Source organism: Mycobacterium sp., assembly GCF_049281135.1.
Taxonomy (GTDB): domain Bacteria; phylum Actinomycetota; class Actinomycetes; order Mycobacteriales; family Mycobacteriaceae; genus Mycobacterium.
This window is the reverse complement of sequence record NZ_JBAPRN010000631.1, coordinates 1-19,160: the sequence shown is the minus strand read 5'-3', so window position 1 is coordinate 19,160 and position 19,160 is coordinate 1. Positions and strand designations below refer to the sequence as shown.

The 19,160-nt window shown below is 61.4% G+C and carries 17 protein-coding genes and 1 pseudogene; 4 read left to right on the top strand and 14 right to left on the bottom strand.

The window, feature by feature from the left end; all coding sequences use genetic code 11:
- Window positions 1-724: glycosyltransferase (locus WAN02_RS25020; protein ID WP_422267449.1), on the bottom strand; the 724-nt coding region annotated here is incomplete at its 3' end.
- A complete protein-coding gene (locus tag WAN02_RS25015; protein ID WP_422267447.1) occupies window positions 721-1,836 on the bottom strand; it encodes a glycosyltransferase in 1,116 nt (371 codons plus the stop codon). The genes WAN02_RS25015 and WAN02_RS25020, both read right to left, overlap by 4 nt.
- Window positions 1,837-2,182: 346 nt before the next feature.
- On the opposite strand from WAN02_RS25015, the gene WAN02_RS25010 reads away from it, so the two are divergent.
- Window positions 2,183-4,561, top strand: coding sequence for a phosphoketolase family protein (locus WAN02_RS25010; RefSeq protein ID WP_422267445.1), 2,379 nt, complete (start codon window positions 2,183-2,185; stop codon window positions 4,559-4,561).
- A gap of 139 nt (window positions 4,562-4,700) precedes the next feature.
- Window positions 4,701-4,913 (top strand): divalent metal cation transporter, encoded by a 213-nt coding sequence (locus WAN02_RS25005; RefSeq protein WP_422267442.1) that lies wholly within the window; start codon window positions 4,701-4,703, stop codon window positions 4,911-4,913.
- A 32-nt stretch (window positions 4,914-4,945) separates the two neighbouring features.
- On the opposite strand, the gene WAN02_RS25000 is transcribed toward WAN02_RS25005, so the two are convergent.
- The 10 genes from WAN02_RS25000 to WAN02_RS24955 all read right to left on the bottom strand — a co-directional run bounded on the left by WAN02_RS25000 (window position 4,946) and on the right by WAN02_RS24955 (window position 16,174).
- Window positions 4,946-6,445 carry an AAA family ATPase gene (locus tag WAN02_RS25000; RefSeq protein WP_422267440.1) on the bottom strand — a complete coding sequence of 500 codons (1,500 nt, stop codon included), beginning with the start codon at window positions 6,443-6,445 and terminating at the stop codon, window positions 4,946-4,948.
- Window positions 6,446-6,671: 226 nt separating this feature from the next.
- On the bottom strand, window positions 6,672-7,580 hold the full coding sequence (locus WAN02_RS24995; RefSeq protein WP_422267438.1) for a universal stress protein: 909 nt from the start codon (window positions 7,578-7,580) through the stop codon (window positions 6,672-6,674).
- A gap of 45 nt (window positions 7,581-7,625) precedes the next feature.
- Window positions 7,626-8,453, bottom strand: coding sequence for an SPFH domain-containing protein (locus tag WAN02_RS24990; RefSeq protein WP_422267436.1), 828 nt, complete (start codon window positions 8,451-8,453; stop codon window positions 7,626-7,628).
- A 381-nt stretch (window positions 8,454-8,834) separates the two neighbouring features.
- The gene (gene fdxA / locus WAN02_RS24985; protein WP_422267434.1) at window positions 8,835-9,179 is read right to left on the bottom strand and encodes a ferredoxin; all 345 of its coding nucleotides are present in this window, start codon (window positions 9,177-9,179) and stop codon (window positions 8,835-8,837) included.
- A 98-nt stretch (window positions 9,180-9,277) separates the two neighbouring features.
- Window positions 9,278-10,162: a universal stress protein gene (locus tag WAN02_RS24980; RefSeq protein ID WP_422267432.1), complete on the bottom strand. Its 885-nt coding sequence runs from the start codon at window positions 10,160-10,162 to the stop codon at window positions 9,278-9,280.
- A gap of 13 nt (window positions 10,163-10,175) precedes the next feature.
- Window positions 10,176-10,727 carry a GNAT family N-acetyltransferase gene (locus WAN02_RS24975; protein ID WP_422267430.1) on the bottom strand — a complete coding sequence of 184 codons (552 nt, stop codon included), beginning with the start codon at window positions 10,725-10,727 and terminating at the stop codon, window positions 10,176-10,178.
- Between the two features lie 272 nt (window positions 10,728-10,999).
- The gene (locus WAN02_RS24970; RefSeq protein WP_422267455.1) at window positions 11,000-12,649 is read right to left on the bottom strand and encodes a GAF domain-containing protein; all 1,650 of its coding nucleotides are present in this window, start codon (window positions 12,647-12,649) and stop codon (window positions 11,000-11,002) included.
- 240 nt (window positions 12,650-12,889) lie between these two features.
- Window positions 12,890-13,549 (bottom strand): response regulator, encoded by a 660-nt coding sequence (locus WAN02_RS24965; protein WP_422267428.1) that lies wholly within the window; start codon window positions 13,547-13,549, stop codon window positions 12,890-12,892.
- A gap of 78 nt (window positions 13,550-13,627) precedes the next feature.
- Window positions 13,628-14,476: a universal stress protein gene (locus WAN02_RS24960; protein ID WP_422267453.1), complete on the bottom strand. Its 849-nt coding sequence runs from the start codon at window positions 14,474-14,476 to the stop codon at window positions 13,628-13,630.
- A 705-nt stretch (window positions 14,477-15,181) separates the two neighbouring features.
- On the bottom strand, window positions 15,182-16,174 hold the full coding sequence (locus WAN02_RS24955) for an Acg family FMN-binding oxidoreductase (protein WP_422267426.1): 993 nt from the start codon (window positions 16,172-16,174) through the stop codon (window positions 15,182-15,184).
- Window positions 16,175-16,462: 288 nt separating this feature from the next.
- Here WAN02_RS24955 and WAN02_RS24950 point away from each other — a divergent pair, with 288 nt between their 5' ends.
- Window positions 16,463-17,443 carry an Acg family FMN-binding oxidoreductase gene (locus WAN02_RS24950; RefSeq protein WP_422267451.1) on the top strand — a complete coding sequence of 327 codons (981 nt, stop codon included), beginning with the start codon at window positions 16,463-16,465 and terminating at the stop codon, window positions 17,441-17,443.
- A 231-nt stretch (window positions 17,444-17,674) separates the two neighbouring features.
- Window positions 17,675-17,926, top strand: a pseudogene (locus WAN02_RS24945) (pyridoxamine 5'-phosphate oxidase family protein); the annotation flags it as partial.
- A 114-nt stretch (window positions 17,927-18,040) separates the two neighbouring features.
- Here the strand turns inward: WAN02_RS24945 and WAN02_RS24940 are convergent.
- A complete protein-coding gene (locus WAN02_RS24940) occupies window positions 18,041-18,499 on the bottom strand; it encodes a hydrogenase maturation protease (protein WP_422267424.1) in 459 nt (152 codons plus the stop codon).
- A 3-nt stretch (window positions 18,500-18,502) separates the two neighbouring features.
- Window positions 18,503-19,160, bottom strand: a 658-nt coding sequence (locus WAN02_RS24935) for a nickel-dependent hydrogenase large subunit (RefSeq protein ID WP_422267422.1), incomplete at its 5' end; no start/stop codon positions are given.

The following is a 19,160-nucleotide window of genomic DNA, read 5'->3' as shown; positions in this document are numbered from 1 at the left end:
GGCCCCGGCCGCCCACGGGGGTGGGCGACAGGTGGCCGTCAAACGCTTCGTAGTCGAGCAGCCACTCCAGCAGATCCAGGCCACGCTGTTTCAGGTCCGTGTCGTCCAGCGCGACGCCGGCAGCGATCATCGCCTCGGGGAGAATCGCATTCGCGTAGGTGAGCCTTGGCTCGGGCCACGGCCAGTCGGATCTGGTCTTGGGGCTCGCGACGGTGGCGGCGTAGTCGGCGAGGAGTCGCAGGGCGGTGGAATTACCGGGCTCGACGCTGAGGAGTTCGGCGGCGCCGACGGCGGCGAACGCCATCGCCCGCGGCCACGGCGACCTGACCTTGGCGGCGCGCTCGAACTGAATCACGGCCAGTCGGCGCACAAGACTGACGCTGCTGTGGGCGGCGGCGGTGCCGAGCCCCCAAATACACCGGCCCCAGTGGTCGTCCGTGGTGGGCTGGTCGGTCCAATTTCCGGCGCGGTCCATCCGGTTGCGGCAGGAGCCGTTGTGGGCCTGGGCGTCGTTCACGAACTGCAGGGCCTTACCTGCAAGGCCCTTCACGGCGCCTGTCGCGTTGGGTTCGCGGGTGGTGACGACGAGCACCCTGGCCATGTCGTCGGTGCAGTATCCGTGGTCGCGGCGGGGCTCGGCCACGCGAGCGTGCTCGAAGGTGGCGCGATGGTCCGTCATACGCAACAGATGCGCGAACACCGGCGCGGGCGCGGCGCCGGTCACGTCGGTGCCGATTGAGTGGCCAGCAGCCGTTGTGCCACGCCGACGTAGGCGTTTGCGACGACGGACCAGGCAACCTTCGGGGCCAGCCCGCGGGCTTCGGTGGCCATGGAGTCGGCGACATTCGGATCGGTCAACAGCTGGCGCACCGCCACGACCAGTGCGTCGGGATCGTCGTGAGCGACGACGGTGCCCGCGCCGCTGCCGAGGAGCTCGACCGCGTGCGGGAAAGCAGTGGCGACAATCGGGCGACCACTCGCGAGGGAGTCGACCAGCACTCCGGAGGTGACCTGGTCCTTCGAGTCGTAAGGCAGGACGACGACGGAAGCCGTCTGGATGAGGGCGGTGAGCTCGTCGGGGGTGCGGTACACGGCGTCGAAGGACACCAAATCGGCGAGGCCGAGGCGGTTCGCCTGCGCGACAAGTGCTTCGCGATACCTTTCCCCCTGCGCGGCAAGGACTTTAGGGTGAGTGCGGCCGGCGATGACGTACCGCGGCGGGTTGGGCAGGTTCTTCAGCGAAGCCATGGCGTCGATGACTCGTTCGATGCCGTTGCCCGGTCCCAGCAGACCCCAGGTCAAGATGGTCGGCCGGTCGGGATTTTGCCCGCCGTTGGCGCTGGGGAGTGCCGCGCCGTGCGGAATGGTGGTGACCTTGTGGCGGTCGACGGCGAAGCCTGCGCACAGGCGTTGGCGGGCCACCTCCGACATCACGACCACTTGATCGGCCAATGCCACGACCGATTCGAGGACCAAACGTTGGTGTGGTGTCGGATGTTTGAGCACTGTGTGAACGACGACAATCGACGGGACGCGCAATCCGGCCATGATCTGGACGACTTCATCTCCGTCGGGACCGCCATAGATGCCGTATTCGTGCTGGATGACGGCGACGTCGCTCTGGTTGAGGAGCTCGGACGTTGCCTCTACGGACGAAGCCGAGCCATTGACGAGCTCGCCGGAGACGTTCGGCTCCTCGGAGACGTCACCGTCGGCGATCCGAACGACATTGACGGCGGCGCCCCGAGCTGCCAACTCGCCCGCCAAGGCCGCGCTAAAGGTCGCCAGCCCGCACGGTGTCGGCGAGTAGGTACCGACGATGCCAAAGCTCGGCATATACGAAAAGTGTTGCATCCCAAAGGGAGCAATCAACGACTGAAACGACGATGGAGCATTCAAAATTATCCCGACTGGACGGTCAAAACCTCATGTCCGGCTTGAGCGGATGCTCGGGCAGATCAGCGTCAGAAGCTGAGCCATTCCGGATGGGCTGGGAGTACCAACACCCTCACGCTACACCCTGCCCGGCCGAAAGGCATGGTCGTGGAACGATGAGGTACGGAGCCAACCACCCGCGGGCGCCGATCCGGCCCCGCGTCCCGCCCTTTCAACGGACCTTTGGCAGTGGTTCGTATGGCTGTCGGCACTAGGTAGAGATGCGGTAAGACGTGATAATTAACCTATGACAGTGCTGCGCTCCGACGAACTGGGCCTGATAGACGAATACTGGCGCGCGGCCAACTACCTGTCGGTGGGCCAGATCTACCTGCTAGACAATCCGCTATTGCGAGAACCGCTTCAGGCTGAGCACGTCAAACCACGATTACTTGGACACTGGGGCACCACCCCGGGGTTGAACCTTATCTATGCGCACCTCAATCGGATCATCCGCAAGCGTGATGTGAACGTCATCTACATCACGGGCCCGGGCCACGGTGGGCCGGGCTTGGTTGCCAACGCGTACCTGGAGGGCACGTACAGCGAGGTGTACACCGGGATCGGTGCGGATACCGAGGGTGTGCGCAAGTTGTTCCGCCAGTTTTCCTTTCCCGGTGGCATCCCCAGTCACGTGGCCCCCGAGACACCAGGCTCCATCCACGAGGGCGGCGAACTCGGTTATGCCCTGGTGCACGCTTACGGCGCTGCGTTCGACAACCCGGATCTGTTGGTGGCCTGTGTGATTGGCGACGGTGAAGCCGAAACCGGTCCGTTAGCCGCAAGCTGGCACTCGAATAAGTTCATCAACCCGGTTACCGACGGGGCGGTCCTGCCGATACTTCATCTCAACGGGTACAAGATCGCTAACCCGACCGTGTTGGCGAGAATTCCTGAAGCCGAACTTAATTCACTCCTCCGCGGGTACGGCTACCTGCCGATCACCGTGGAAAGCGATGACCCCAAAGTTGCGCATCAGCTACTAGCGGCGGCACTTGATGAGGCTTTCGACCAGATCGCGGCGATCCAGCAAGCGGCTCGCTACGACGGCGCCACCGAGCGGCCAATGTGGCCCATGATCGTGTTGCGTACTCCCAAGGGATGGACGGGCCCGGCGATCGTCGACGGGCAACAGGTCGAGGGGACCTGGCGTTCACACCAGGTCCCGCTGGCAGAGACGCGCACCAACCCAGAGCACCGAAAGCAATTGGAGGAATGGCTGCGCAGCTATAACCCGGAGAGGCTGTTCGACGAAGAAGGAACACTGCGCGCCGACCTTCGAGCTCTGGCGCCTGTCGGCAATCGCAGGATGAGCGCCAACCCACACGCCAACGGTGGTCTATTGCTCCATGACCTCGACATGCCAGACTTCGCCGACTACTCAGTAACGGTTGCCGAACCGGCTACCGAAACCGCTGAAGCAACAAAGGTCCTCGGTACGTTTCTGCGCGACATCATCGCCCGCAACGGCGACCGGTTCCGGCTGATGGGACCCGACGAGACTGCATCCAATCGCCTGTCTGCCGTCTTCGAGGCCACTGATCGCGCATGGACTGCTGAAACAATTGTTGGCGACGATCATCTCGCCGCAGATGGCCGAGTGATGGAGGTGCTGTCAGAGCACCTCTGCCAGGGATGGTTGGAAGGCTATCTCCTGACCGGTCGCCACGGTCTCTTCAATTGCTATGAGGCGTTTGTCCATATCGTTGACTCGATGGTCAACCAGCACATCAAATGGCTGACGAGTAGCTCCCGCCTTCCGTGGCGTCGTCCTATTGCCTCGCTCAATTACCTTCTCAGCTCACATGTTTGGCGCCAAGACCACAATGGCGCCTCGCACCAGGACCCAGGCTTCATAGACCACGTCGCGAATAAGCGACCCGAGGTGGTACGTGTGTACCTACCACCGGACGCCAACACCCTGCTGTCGGTGGCCGACCACTGCTTGCGCAGTCGCAATTACGTCAACGTTGTGGTCGCGGGCAAGCAGCCGGCGCTGACGTACCTGAGCATGGACGACGCGATCAGGCACTGCGCGCGGGGTCTCGGGATTTGGCAATGGGCGAGCAACACCGCGGGCGAGCCGGATGTGGTGCTGGCCTGCGCTGGGGATGTTCCAACGCTGGAAACGCTGGCCGCGGCAGATATTTTGCGCCGCGAGCTGCCGAGGTTGCGGGTCCGAGTGATCAATGTCGTGGACATCATGCGACTCCTGCCTAACTCGGAGCATCCGCATGGTTTGTCCGACAGGGAATTCGACTCGCTTTTTGGGACGACCACGCCGGTCATATTCGCCTACCACGGGTACCCGTGGCTGATCCATCGGTTGACTTACCGCAGGAACAACCATGCCCACTTCCACGTGCGGGGATTCAAGGAGCGCGGCACCACGACAACACCTTTCGACATGGTGATGCTCAACGACCTAGACCGTTTCCACCTTGTCATGGATGTCATCGACCGCGTCGACAGGCTGGGCGATCATGTCGCTGAGCTTCGACAACGGATGGTCGACGCCCGGCTAGATGCTCGTCGCTATACGAGGGAATACGGCGAGGACGACCCAGCCATCGCAAACTGGGCATGGGATCATGGGTTTCAAGCCGCTAGTCAGACCGGCAACTGAGCGCAGTTCGGTCCGGCGCCCGATGCGTCGCGCGTCACGAATCAATCACTCAGGCGTGTCTGGTTACCGAGCGTCAGGCGGGTCTAGCGCGGCGCGCGCTGCCGGACCAACCGTCACCGGACTGTGTCATCATGCAGGCGTGACGGTACGTGCCCGCGCCGCATCCGCATGGCGCATTCTGGGGCCGGGTTTCGTCACCGGGTCGTCCGACGACGACCCATCGGGCATCCAAACCTATAGCCAGACCGGTGTACAGTTCGGCTACTCCCAGCTGTGGGTGGCGGCCTGGACCTACCCGTTTATGAGTGCGATCCAAGAGATTTGCGGGCGGATCGGCATGCATACTCTCTGACAGTAGTTTTCGCTGACATGTTTACTCGTTGTCTAGACTGCCCGGCGCCAGACATCGTGAGCCCGTAGCACTGCGAGCTCGCGTCCCCGCCAACAGTCCACGCGGTATGCGTCGTCCCAGCGGTCGCTTTGGGTGGCTAACGCCACCGCGATCTCCGGAGTCACGTCGGAGTTCCCACGCCGCCGCGTCCTTATTCTGTGCGCGGCCGTGTCAATCGTAGCCACGCACCTGAGTTCCACCATCACCGAGTGCGTTTCCATCGCAAGGCGGTGAGCGTGTGTACGCATTTGCGGATCGCGCCAGGTAGCGTCCAGGATCACTGAGTGCCCCTCGCCTAAAAGCGCACCGGCCCGGCGCAGCGCTACCTCATACACGGTCGCGACGTTGTCCGGAGTGTAAAGACCCGCGTCCATAACACCCGGATCTCCGCTGATAGCGCCTGATTCTCGTAATTCCCGACGCACGTCATCGGTGGAGATGACCTGTGCTCCAACCTTTTCAGCAAGAGCATGCGCGAGGGTAGATTTTCCGGTGCCCGGACTACCACCGATCAGCGCTAGCCGAATGGCTCCGCTCTCCAGGTGCCGGAGCGCAATGTCCACGTGCGTAGCGGCATCGGCTTCAGCCTCTGATTTGCCCTGCGACAGTCGCACACAGTCAACCTTGGCTCTTACGACCGCACGGTACGCGATGTAGAAGTCTCGAAGTGCCGACGGCGCCGTATCCGCCGAGTGTGCGACGTATTGCTCGAGGAAATAGTCTCCAAGATCTTTGCGGCCCAGAAACTCTATGTCCATCGCAAGAAACGCAGCGTCATCGATGCCGTCGATGTAACGGAGCTCGTCGTCGAATTCCAGGCAGTCGAGCAGAGCCGGTTCACCGTCGAGGCAGAAAATGTCGTCGGCGAGCAGGTCGGCGTGGCCGTCGACGATGTGTCCTTCTTCGATGCGATTCGTAAGCAAAGCCGCTCGCCCCAACATAAATTCGGTGACTAGATGCTGAATTTTCGATATAGAACGGCTCGATACTCTCGAAATTGACTTGGCTGCGTGCCGTTTCAGTTCCGCCAGGTTCTCATGCCAGCGTTGCTCGATCGCGCTAAGTGTCCCCTGCTCATTGATTTTCGGATTACGTGCGGCCTTTTCGTGAAAGTGGGCCAGCACTTCGGCGATACGGTCGAGTAGTCGCTGGGCCGAGTGCCCAGACTGGTCACGTGTCACTATGGACGCCAACCGGTCCTCATCGCGGTACCGCCGCATGACGACAATCGGCTCCGCCGGCCCCCCGCTGGGATCGCTGAGATGCGCGACTCCAAGGTAGCTATCGGGAGACAGCCGACTGTTCAATTTGACTTCCCGGAAGCATGCGCGTTCGCGCTGCTCAAGCGTGCGGAAGTCGAGAAAGTCAGTCAAGACAGGCTTTTTCGCCTTGAACGCGCGGCCTCCGACCAGCACGACCATGCCCGTGTGAGTTTCGTGCACATCGATGTAGGGCACCGCAGTCGTTCTCGACTCAACGGGCCTGTTCGCCATGATCGCAACCTTCGTAATTGGAAATCTCTGTCTTTAGCGCGATTTCGCCGATACTCAGACCGGCCAGGCCACGACGACGATGCCATGATGCTTGGCAGGTAAAGACATTTCGCTTCTCCCTTGTCGTCAGTCACCGAAAACACTATTGGCCCGACGGTCCGCGGTCATGAGGCTTTAGTCCCCAACCACATGCCCGTGAGACCTTGTTGGTTCGCCCGGGTTGCGGTTAGCGTTGCCGGGCCACGATCACGGGAATACGGGCAGCATGCGCAACGGCCGTACTGACTGATCCCAGAACCATCCCTGCGAATCCACCGCGGCCGTGACTACCGACGACTAGGAGCTGGGCTGCCTTGGCCTCATCAAGCAGGTAATCGGCGGGGTTGTCCCACACGACGCGGGGATGGACAGTGACATCCGGAAAGCGTTCGCGCCAGCCGGCCAGCCGCTCGGCCAAGTCTTTACTCGCGATCGATTGCTGCACTGACCATTCCATGCTCATGCCTTTTGATAGGTCTGCGTCTCGCCAAGCGTGTATGGCGACCAGGTCCACACGTCGCCGTGATGCCTCGTCGAACGCGATCTCGGTGGCCAATTCCGAGGCAGGCGAACCGTCGATGCCGACCACTACTGGCCGCCTGGGGTCCTTCGGTCCGATTGGAGCTGCATCCCCGATCACTGCGACCGGGCAGTGCGCATGATGGATCAGCCCCGTGCTGACCGAGCCGAGCAGGACTCCACGCAGACGGTGCTGCCCGCGGCGCCCCACAACTACAATTCGCGCCTCTTTGGACAGGCCGACAAGTGTCGGCACGGGTACCGAAAAGAACAGCTCGCTGTTGATTTCAGGACGGCCAGTTTCGCGAGTACTTTCATCGGCGATTTTGATCGCATCCGCGATGATCTTCCGGCCTGACTTTTCCAATGCCGGGTCTTCCTCGGCGGGAAGCGGAAGAGGGGCATTAGACAATAGCCATGGTGCCGGACCCCAGGACGGCGTGACGACCACATGAACAAGAGTGAGCGGCACATTGCGCATCCTCGCCTCGTGCGCCGCCCACTGAACAGCCCTCTTGGATGATCGAGACCCGTCGACGCCGACCACTACACCTGAATTCACTGCTTGACTTGACATTTCATTCCTACTCTCACAGTTCAATCTGGTGACGCGCTACGGTATTCAGTGCAAATTCGCGGCGTGGGTGAGCAAGGGGTCGGATACCCCGTTAGGCTGGCCGGACCTCGAGGCGGTGCGCTCGCGGTTCAGAAAGCCGGTGAGCTCTCCGATCGCGCTCATCAACGGGGCGGGAAACACGACGGTGGTGTTTTTCTCCACGCCGAGTTCGGCCAGGGTCTGCAGATTCCGCAGCTGTAGGGCCAGCGGGTGCTGCATCATAGTGTCGGAAGCGTCGCCGAGGGCCGCGGCGGCGCGTGCCTCCCCTTCGGCAGCAATGATTTTGGCTCGCTTCTCACGCTCAGCCTCGGCCTCGCGGGCCATGGCGCGTTTCATGCTGTCCGGAAGCTGGATGTCCTTGAGTTCGACGAGGGTCACCTCCACGCCCCATTCCACGGTGGTGCTGTCCAGGATCTGGCGGATGCTGGCGTTGATCTTCTCCGTTTGGGCGAGGACCTCATCGAGGGAATGTTGTCCCACGACATTGCGCAGCGTCGTCTGCGCGATTTGATCTATTGCAGCCCCGACGTTTTCGATCACTACGACCGATTTGCGGGCATCGACGACGCGGAAGTACGCGACCGCGGCGATGTCGACGCTGACGTTGTCGCGCGTGATGATGCCCTGCGATTGAATCGGCATGGTCACGATGCGCATCGAAACCCGCCACAGCCGGTCGATCACCGGGATGATCAGGCGCAGTCCCGGTTCGCGAACCGCGATCACCCGGCCGAGGCGGAAATGCACACCTCGCTGATACTGCTGCACAACCCGAATCGAGGCGGTAAGCAAGAGCAGCAGCGCCGCAACCGCGATAACCGTGAAAACTGTCATGTTGTGGCTCATCGATCATCCAATCTCCCTGTCGCCGTTACCAGTCGACGACGGCATCCACTTCGTATGACTGGAACCCTAGGAGCCCGGTCACCGTCAGTCAGGAGCCAGAAGTCCCGATCCGCGCGGCCGAAAGGCCCCATCCGCTCAGGACGGCCGCGCCACGATCACCGCATGCGGACCGCGTGCACGACCGGTATCGCCGACCGAGCCCCGCAGCGGCGCCAGTTACAGCGCCTCGGCGGCGGCTACCTACAGCAACCAGCTGGGCCGATTCCGACTTTCGATCAGCTGTGATCAGGGTTATCGAATAGAACCAACCGGCGGCAGACCCGATGGAGCTTTCGCGCCACTCAGCCCACGAATCGCGAACTGGAACGATCACTCGCTGGGTGCAGGCACCGCGGCTATCAACGGTGTATCAACGCCGATTGGCCCCACACCGGCGGCACCACCCGGACAGCGCAGGGGGGCACTGCGACCCGGGAGCACCTGGCTGAAGAAGCCAGCATTGTCATCGAGGTGCTGTTGCTGGTCGTCGGGCAGATCGCCCTCCCAGTAGATCGCGTCGAGGCGGCAAATCGACTTGCAAGCACCACAGTCCACGCACTCGTCGGGGTTGATGTACATTGCCCGGGCACCCTCGTAGATGCAGTCGACTGGGCATTCCTGAACACAGGACTTATCCATCACATCTATGCACGCCGTGCCGATCACATAGGTCATAAGCCATGAAACTAGCGGACGCAACGGGGCCAGGTGCCTGCCGAATGTACTCATCATGGAGGGACCAAAGACCCTGCAACGCAACGATGGGCGTCTTGTCACCTGCCGCGAACCACGATAACTGGGACTGTTACCGATTGAGCGACAGCGCAGCTGACCGAACCCAGAAGCATGCCGGGAAACCCCCCGCGCCCGTGGCTACCGACTACCACCAGCTGGGCACGTTCAGACTCCTCACGCAACCACCGGGAAGGCTTATCGCAGAACAGCAACCGCTCGACGTGCACATCGGGATACTGCTCTTGCCAGCCGGCGAGGCGTTCGGCGAGGATCTCCTGTCCTTTACGCTCGCTATCCCGCCAGTCCATCCCGAGCATGGGAAACACTCCCACGTCGCTCCACGCGTACAGCGCCAACAGCCCGATCCCTCGGCGGGAAGCTTCATCAAAGGCAAGGGCGGTCGCCGCTTCCGACGCAGGGGATCCGTCGATGCCCAGTAGCACAGGCGCATTGGAGTCAGCGGCCGCGGTTTCACCGGAATGTATAATCGCGACCGGGCAGTGCGCATGGTGCGTTAGTGCCGTAGCGGCCGAACCTAGCAGCAGGCGGCCCAACGCACCCAGGCCCTGGCTGCCGGCTACGATCATCGAAGCACTTCTGGAGGCGTCAATCAGTGTAGGAACAACGCTGGAATACACCATCTCGGTGCGCGTTTCGGGCAGCTTAGACTCGCCCAGGTTAGCGCTCAGCGTCTTTCGCGCCTGGTCGATGACGTGCTGTCCGTTTTCGTTCTGCCACTCGGGCATGTCCTTATACAGCGGGCCCACTGGCCAGCCGACTACAACTGGAGCCTCAGCGTGCAGCAGCGTGATAGGCAGATGCCGCATGATGGCCTCGTGGGTTGCCCAGGCTACGGCGGCGTCAGATGCCGCCGACCCATCAACACAAACTAATATTCCGTATTTCGTTGTAGTCGAGACCATTTCATACTCCGTGCTATGGAAGATCGTTGGAGGTCGACGCGTCTGCGGGACAGTCGGGAAGCTCGATCTCCACGTGACGAACTGATCCGTAAAGCCGCCGGTCCCCCAACCAACCCAGATCGGACAGGACTTGGAGCATGGTCTGGTTTTCGGACAGGATGTCGGCTACGAATCGTCGTATCCCGCGAGTTTTGGCGATCTGAGCCAGCCGTCTGAGCAGTGCCGTTCCGACGCCATGCAGGTGATCCGCATGTGCGACAACGATCGCGACATCGGCGACCGTCGGGTCATCAACGACCGCGTAGTTCGCGATACCAATGAGTCGTTCTCCATCAAATGCGCCAAGGGCACAACGCCCATCCGTGGGTTCAATCAACTTACTTACCAGCTGGTCGAGATGAACGGGGCTCAGGGTGAAGAAGCGGTAGTAGCGGTCATGATCGTTGAGGCATCGATGAAGCGCGACAACAGCTTCGGCATCGGCGGCACCGAGGCTGCGCAGCGAGACGAGTCGCCCATCTCGCAGTCGACATGTGTCCGCGAATCCCACCGCATGACTGCTCATCGTCCCTCCTCGACGCGTCTCGACCGATCGAACCCGAAGTGGTCCTGAAGGTCGACCATAGATATGACCGTCCGGTCATGCCCATGACTGCACATGACGTTATGGCTGATCCGTGGGATTTGGCAGGGTCATTGGGCCCCACATCTGCGCCGTTGGTCCCGGCACAGACGTGCCGCGTCGTTCATATTGATCACCTCGGGTACCGCGCGGCAACGGATTTGGTGCTCCGTTAGCCTCGTGTTCGCAGGTGCTGACGAGGGTTTCGTTGGGTATCAGTGGTCGGTCAGCGGAGCGGTCCAGTGGACCCGAGTACCACCATCAGGCGGACTGGTGATCTCGCAGCTACCACCAACCTGTTCAGCACGGTACGACATATTGGCCAGTCCGCTGCGGCGCGGATTGTCGACGGGTATGCCACAACCATTGTCGATAATGTCGAGAGTCAACATGTCGGCGACATCGACCTCGACGGTCAATCGTGAAGCACCGGAGTGACGCACGGCGTTGCTGATACCTTCCGCGGCAACCGCTTCGGCGTGCTCGGCAAGTTCGCCGCCAACGGCGGTCATCGGCCCGTGCATGCGCACGGTGGTGACGATGTCGCGATTTCCGGTCAGGTCGGCAACCACTTGTTGAATCCGATTTCGAAACCCGCCATCGGTTTCTAGCGGGGATGTCAGCTGGAAGATGGTCGTGCGTATCTCCTCGATGATGGCTTGGAGATCGTCGAGCGTGCGGTTGAGCCGTTCGGAAACCTCGGGTGAGCGTACCCGGGCGACCGTGCCCTGCAGATTCATGCCTGCGGCGAACAACCTTTGAATGACATGGTCATGCAAGTCATGCGCGATGCGCTCACGCTCGGCGACAATGGTCAGCTGGCGTGCATGCTCGCGGCCGGACGCGAGCATGAGTGCTATGGCAGCATGAGTCGCGAAATCGCTCACCAGATCGAGGTAGCTATTGTCGAATGGGGGCCGGTCTGCGCTGCGGGCGACAGCGATCACCCCGGCGACTTCATGGTCAGCCCGCAGCGGCATCAAAATCGCACTGCGTTGTCCGACATCGGTGAAGGCCTGAATCGGGTAACTCAACAACTCGGTGATCAGCGGCTCGCCGGAGCGGAAAACGCTGCCGCTGGAGGAAGCGTCCACCGGAACCCGCTGGCCGATAACTTCGGCGGCACGAAGCCCCACCGCGGCAGAGACAATCAGCGTGTCGACTTCGTCATTCGGCAGGTCGGCGTCGTCCGGGACAAGTACGATCGCCTGTTCGGCTTCGGTCAGAGCGCACGCGCGTTCGGCGATCAACTGCAAAGGCGACCGGGTTGGCTCGACACTGGAAAGCAGGGCGGTGGTGATTGCGCGGCTCGCGTCCATCCACTTCACCGATGTGCGCTCGCGCTCGAACAGCTGCGCGTTATCGATGGCGACCGCCGCGGCGAACGCCAATGCACGGGCGGCGACCTCATCGGATTCCGAGAACACCCGGCCCGGCTCGTCATGGGTTATATAAAGGTTGCCGAATATCGTTCCCCGGATGGTGATCGGCACTCCAAGAAAAGCCTGCATCGGGGGATGCTGCTCGGGGAACCCAACCGAAGCCGGGTGCGCGCCGAGATCATCCAGACGCAACACCGGCGTATCGAAGAGCGACAGGCTGAGAACTCCCTTGCCAACCGGCAAGTGCCCGATTCGCTGTACGCGGTCATCGTCAATTCCCTGGTGGACAAACGCGATCAACGCGCCCGCTGGATCACGTACGGCGACGGCGCCGTAGGGGGCCGAGGTCAATTTCCTGGCCGCTGAAACGACCCGGCGCAGTGTTGAGTCGAGATCCAGATCCGCACCGATCTCGACGATCACGCGGAGCAATTGCTTCATTTGGTCGCGCGCTGCCATCAACTCGTCGAGTTGCTCATGCATCCTGTGCACCAGCCCACGCTGACCGAGTCCGGCAAAGGCCAAGCCGCTGTCGTCGCTGGCCATCGGCCGACACCTCCGTGACGCTTCAGCCCCGTGGCAGCCTGCGTGATACGCAAAGCGACACCGCAAGGTGCCGGTGGTCAGCTTAGTCCGTTTGAGATCAGACACCCAAGATCCGCGACGACGGCCACCCAGGTGATGAGTTGCCCCGAAAGCGCGCCGCGCATGCTCCGCCGGCGATCACTCTGCACCCAATGTGGGCCGGGCGGACTGTTGGTCTAATTTCGAGGCGAACACCGCCGCTTGGGTCCGCCGCTCCATCCCGAGCTTGGCTAACAGCCGCGATACGTAGTTCTTCACCGTTTTCTCGGCCAGAAACATTCGGGCGGCGATCTGCCTATTGGTCAACCCTTCACTGAGAAGTGCAAGTAGCGTCCGCTCGCGGTCGGTCAATCCGGAGAGCGGATCATTACGCTCCGTGGAGCCGCGGAGTTTTGCCATCAACGCAGCGGCCGCCCGGTTGTCCAGTAGTGATTTACCTGCACCGACGTCTTTGATGGCCTGAGCCAACTCCATGCCCCTGATGTCTTTGACGACGTAGCCGCTGGCCCCGGCCAGGATCGCCTCGAGCATTGCTTCATCGGAGGTGAACGACGTCAACATCAAACACCGCAAGTCCGGAAGGTCGGACAGCAGGTCGCGGCACAGTTCGATTCCGCTGCCATCGGGAAGACGAACGTCAAGTACGGCGACGTCGGGCTTCAACGCCGCTATCCTCACCTTTGCTTCGGAGACCGAGCCCGCGTCTCCGACGATTTCGAGGTCAGGGTCGGACGCGAGCAGGTCAGCGAGGCCGCGGCGAACGACTTCATGGTCGTCGACCAAGAAAACCTTAACCATTGAAAATCCTCCCTGACCGGTCAAAGCAAATTCATGGAACGCTGACTCAATATCCCACATCTTCATAATTGCTGAATCTCACAAATTCTGGCGATTGACTATGAGCAATGAACTATTAGCGTCCTGCAGCATCGCAGTGCCAATTGGCCCGAAAAGTTCCCTCAGGTGCGGGCGGTTGCTAGCGCCGACAATCACCAACCGCGCGGACCGGTGGTTACGGGCGAGGTAGTCCAGCAGGCTGCCGTACACCACCACCGACTCAACTTCGACGTGCGGATACCCCCGCCGCCAGCGAGCCAGTCGACGATCGAGGTCGGCACCTGATCGGCGATCGCGGTCCCGCTCTGCTCTGTCATCACCCGCCACGGCCTGCCGGCAGATGACCGCCCGAACTGGGGCATTCCGCAACAGTGCTTCCCCCATGGCGGCGCCCAGCAATACCCCGTTCTCAGGAGACCTGTCTACATCGACGACAATCTCATCCGGCTGTCGGCGGTGGCCATCGCGACCTCGAACAATCGCCACAGGGGATCGTCCCAAAAAGGCCAGAGCCGTTGCGGTGGAACCCACCCGGCCGGGTTGGAAGTGACGTAATCCGACCGCGCCAACGCACACCATGGCCGCTGATGCCGACGCGCGAATCAACGCGCTGACCGGAGAACCACTGGCGATCTCCGTCTCGATTTTTACTGGCTGCCCGGTGGCCTCGACTGCCGTGACCGCCTGGCGAAGCGCGTTTTCTGCGGCGGTGTGATCGTGCGCCATACGACCTGCATCCCGGGTGCCACCCTGCTCCACCGCATTCACGAGACACAGCGGGACGTCACGACTAACCGCCTCGTCGGCCGCCCACAGTGCTGCGCTTATCGCGGCCTTTGAGCCGTCGATACCGACGAAGATCGACCCAAGTGTGGCCAACTCTTGCATCACGCTCTTTCCTAGGCCTAATGACGGACGAGACGGAGCGAGCCGTCCCTCGTCGAAATGTTGTTGCCGCCCTGTGCGGCAGCGATCTTTCGGGCCAAGTACGACGGATGACGGCGCATGGCTTCACTGCGCTCATATGCACGCTGCTGAGCCGCCCAAACCGGGTGTGACTGAACGATGACGACTGTCACCCCTGGCGCAACCGCCATGACTGTCAACTCCTCTCAGAACAACTCTCGAAAGTGCTTTGCTTACTAGGTCCATCCGACCAGCCCCGCCGCATTCGCCGATAGGGACTTACGTCACCCGACGGGAGCCGTTAGTCCGCTTTGCCCTGGCGATGGTTCGCTGCCTCTCTCGGATGACACGCGATTGCTAGGCATTACACGACCAGTGACGAGAAGCGCGTCCTTGTGTGTCCGGCTTGTTGCGGCCAACCTGCCTGCCCGGACCCAGGCAGACTTACTACGAAGCGACCAGAGCGAACTTGCGATAATGAATGCTTGATAGCGATTCAACTGCTTGCGTTCGGGAATCCTCCGATGACGGGTGTACCTATCAGTACGCGAAGACCGCGCTTTAGTTCGAAGCTCAGCAATCGGGTATTCGGCAGATTTCTGCGCGCGGAAACGCATCGCAAATGTTGTTGGGTGACCTTTGCCCATGTGCCTCGCTCCTACGCCTTCCGGCTTCCCGCTGGGCCCTTCACGACGGCGACCGGATCTCAAACACTTCGCTCAAGGGTCGCCGCGGCGTCGGTTTGGGAGTCAACTCGTCCGGAGGTTCGATGCCGACGCGGATCAAGACCTGAGGTACCGCTGTGGGGCAACTCGTGAGATCCCGAATGACGTCGCGACTGGCATTCAGTTCCGTGATGTGCGTTACCGGGCACGTCGCCAGTCCAGCCAGCGTGCACTCAAGCAGGATCGATGAAAGAGCCATGCCGCAATTAAGGGCATCGACACGCGCGTCTGTGAATGTTGACAACACGAGGATCTTCGCCCTGTCGTCGGTGCCCGCAGAACTCCGCTCAGCATACCGGTCGGCGGGAAAACGGCGGTTCAGTTCGACTCTGTGGCTATCCGACTCTGACACCATCGCGCTTGCGGGTATCCCTTCCGAGTCCCTCAACGGCGCTGTCCACCAACGTAATTCATGTTGATATCGGTCGTCGTAGCGACGGAGGACTTCGGTGAGTCTAGAAGCCTCCGCCAGCCGCGGTCGCACGTCATCGGCCAACACGTCGAGGATGACCAAATTATTTTCAAATGAGCTGCGCAGCAAGGCTTCTAACCTCGCCCAGTGCTTTGGAGCGCGGAAGGGTAATCGGTTGGTTCGGCGACGCAGTATCGCGTCCGCAAGCTCGCGACCGGATTGCGACGCGTATTCGACCGACGCGAAGGCGATCGAGGCGAGATGGTCGAGATTGTTTGGATTGGGGAATTTTTCGACATTCGTGGTCCAACCAGCGGCAGCCATTGCGACCCGAAAATGATCCAGCGCGGCGCCGCAGCTGATGATAGCTTCGCGACCGGTCCTGTCAGTCGATGTGATTGTCCGACTAGGGTCAACGAACAAGTCGACACTCGTTGGGTCAGCGATCCACCGCCAAGGCTGGCTGTTATGCAGTGAGGGAGCACGACAGGCCAGGTCGACCGCCGTCTTGATTACCCTTGTGTCCGCGATGGTTTGGGTCACTGCGTTTCACCTTCTTCCCATATAGCTACGACTCTTAGGCAGACGGACGTCTGACGCCAGAGTCCTTGGTCCTCAGCGTCAGGTCGCTGGACCCTGCCGGGCTGCTAGACCGTTCATACGGCCGTCCACGACATGTCCGGTAGGTCTTCGTCGTCAACGAGCGTTGGCACAGCAGCGTTTCCTGGCGAACGGCCCTTGCCGACGGGGACATACGACCCTAGTCGCCAATGCCGCTGCCCCTCTAGCGTCGACGGCAAAGCACGAGCGCAGTGAGAGGTTGTGACCAACATGCATGCGACGTTGGACAGCCAAGTCCTCAAGGACGCGGTGTTACTGGCTTGCCGAGCTCCATCCGTGCACAACAGCCAGCCGTGGCGTTGGGTGGCCGAGGGCCCGGTTCTGCGCCTGTTCGTCGATCGTTACCGAACAGTTCCAGGCACGGACGATTCGGGCCGCGAGGCGATCATGAGTTGCGGCGCCGTTCTCGATCACCTTCGTGTCGCGATGCGGGCGTCAGGTTGGCACGCGGAAATCAAACGGCTTCCCAGCGCGAACGAACCCGACCAGTTGGCATCGATTGAGTTCAGCCCGACAGATCACGTAACCGACACCCAGCGCGACCGTGCCGAAGCGATTCTTCGACGCAGAACCGATCGGCTTCCGCTGCGTTGGCCTACATTTTGGGACTCCTACGAACCTGTCCTGCGAAACATGTTCGATGACGGCCCGGTCACACTTCACGTGCTCGCCGACGACGCTCGGCCACTGTTGGTCGAAGCTTCATACCTCACCGAGGTTGTTCGCCGCGACGATTGGTCCTACCACGCCGAACTTGACTGGTGGACTTCGCCATTCGTAGTCAACGAGGGTATACCTCCGAGCGCACTAGCGTCCGACAAAGAACACTACCGCGTCGATGTGGGACGCGAATTCCCGATCAGAAGCCACGACGATCGGCGTCCCGAGGTCACGGTGGATGGATCGAAAATTCTCGTGCTGTCTACCCCAGATGACAGTAAGGCGGATGTGCTGAGGTGCGGCGAGGCGCTGTCGACTGTGCTGCTGGAGTGCACCATGGCCGGCATGGCGACCTGCACGCTGACCCATCTGATCGAGGTGGACGAAAGCCGCGATGTCGTGCGAAGCCTGATCAACGAACGAGGCGAGCCACAGGTGCTGATCCGCGTGGGGCTTGCACCGCTAATAGAAGGCCTTCCGGCACCAACGCCCCGGGCTCCGTTGGACGAAGTCTTGCAGATCCGCAGGTGATCTGTAGGAGCACAGCGTAGAGGTGTGCACCCGTAATCAGTCTGATTCGCCACTCCGCCGAAGCATGTCGTCACGCGCACCCCTGTCGAAGCCCGATCGCGAGGAATACCGGGCTGAGCGGCTGCAACTTTGGTCCCTGCGCGACGGGACTTTCGGCAGGCGCAAATCCCCCGTTTCGTCAATAGCCTCTTCGCTATGACGTAGCAACTCCAAAACGAAGACGGGGTCAGCATCCTGGCGGAGCCAGAATGCTGGGATCTGTTGGCAGGTGTGACGCTCGGCCGGCTTGTCACGAGCGTTGACGGTCGACCCGAGATTTTCCCGGTCAACTTCGTCGTCCAACGCCGAACAATCCTATTGCGCACCGCGGAGGGCACCAAGTTGCTCAGCACCGCGATAAACAATCAGGTGTTGTTCGAGGTCGACGATCACAATGTCGCCGAGGGATGGAGCGTGATCGTCAAAAATACTGCGCGCTCGCTCGCGTCGGTCGGGGTGATGGGTCGCCAGGAATTTACGGCCCACGTCGGCCAGCCCTCACGGCGATCGTCGATGAGGTCACCGCGAAGCTGGGCGCCGCCGTCGCCTCCCTGGGCCTCAGTAGCCCTTGATTTCGGTTACTGCCATGCCGACCACTTTGGGTACGGCAGCAGCGACCTGCGGGGTCAATACCGTGCCATGATCGGTATCTGCCACTTCGATGGTGAACAACACCAGCGCGTCAGGCACTCGTCCAAGGACTTGACCCAGCGCACGCGTGCGGCCCACGTCGACACTGTGCGAACTCAATTCCTCAACCGAATCAACCACATCACCCGCGGTGTAACGACGGACGCGGCCAGGCGTTGAGGGAGTGACGACAGCGGCATCGATCACCACCGCCAACTCGGCATCCGACCACGCCTCAAGCAGACTCAATGAGTCAACGACGCTAGTAACCACACGAACATGGGGCAACGCGAGATCGTCTATCGCCGCCGCGGCGGCGACGCCTACGCCGTCATCGCGCCGGTAGCTATTGCCGAGGCCGACAACGACAATTCCTTTAGCATCCACCGGTCACCCGCGCTGCACCGTCAGCGTCAAGGAGTGCGTGGAGCATGAGATGCAGGGATCGTAGCTGCGAATCACCTTTTCGCACAGTGTGGCCAGCGCGGCATCATCCAGAGAGAGGTTGTCGGAAACGACTCCACCCAAGTCCGCTTCGATGGCCGCTTGGTTTTGGGAGGTAGGCGGGATGATCGTTGCCGCGGAAACCAGCCCGTCCTCGTCGATCCGGTATCGGTGATACAGCAGGCCGCGGGGTGCTTCGCTGACGCCATGTCCGACTCCGGCGCGGGCCGGAACGTCGACGAACGGGCGCGACGGCCGCTCGTATTCGTCGATGATTCGCAGCGCCTCTTCGATCGCGTAGACGACTTCGACAGCGCGGACAATAATGCTGCGGAAGGGATTTCGGCATTCTGCTGATAGCCCGGCTCGAGCGGCGGCTTGCGCTGCTATCGGTGATAGGGCGGACGAGTTGAGGGAATAACGCGCCAGCGGCCCGGTCAGATGGCGGCCGCCATCGAGTGTCGCGTGCAAGGCGGTGGAGTATGGAACTTGCGACTCGACGACGTGGTCGGTGAAATCGGCAATCGAAAACGGTGAGCCGGCACTGCGCGCGATGGTGCCGTTTTCGATCGGGTACCTTCCGGATGCCGAGAGTGATAAGAAC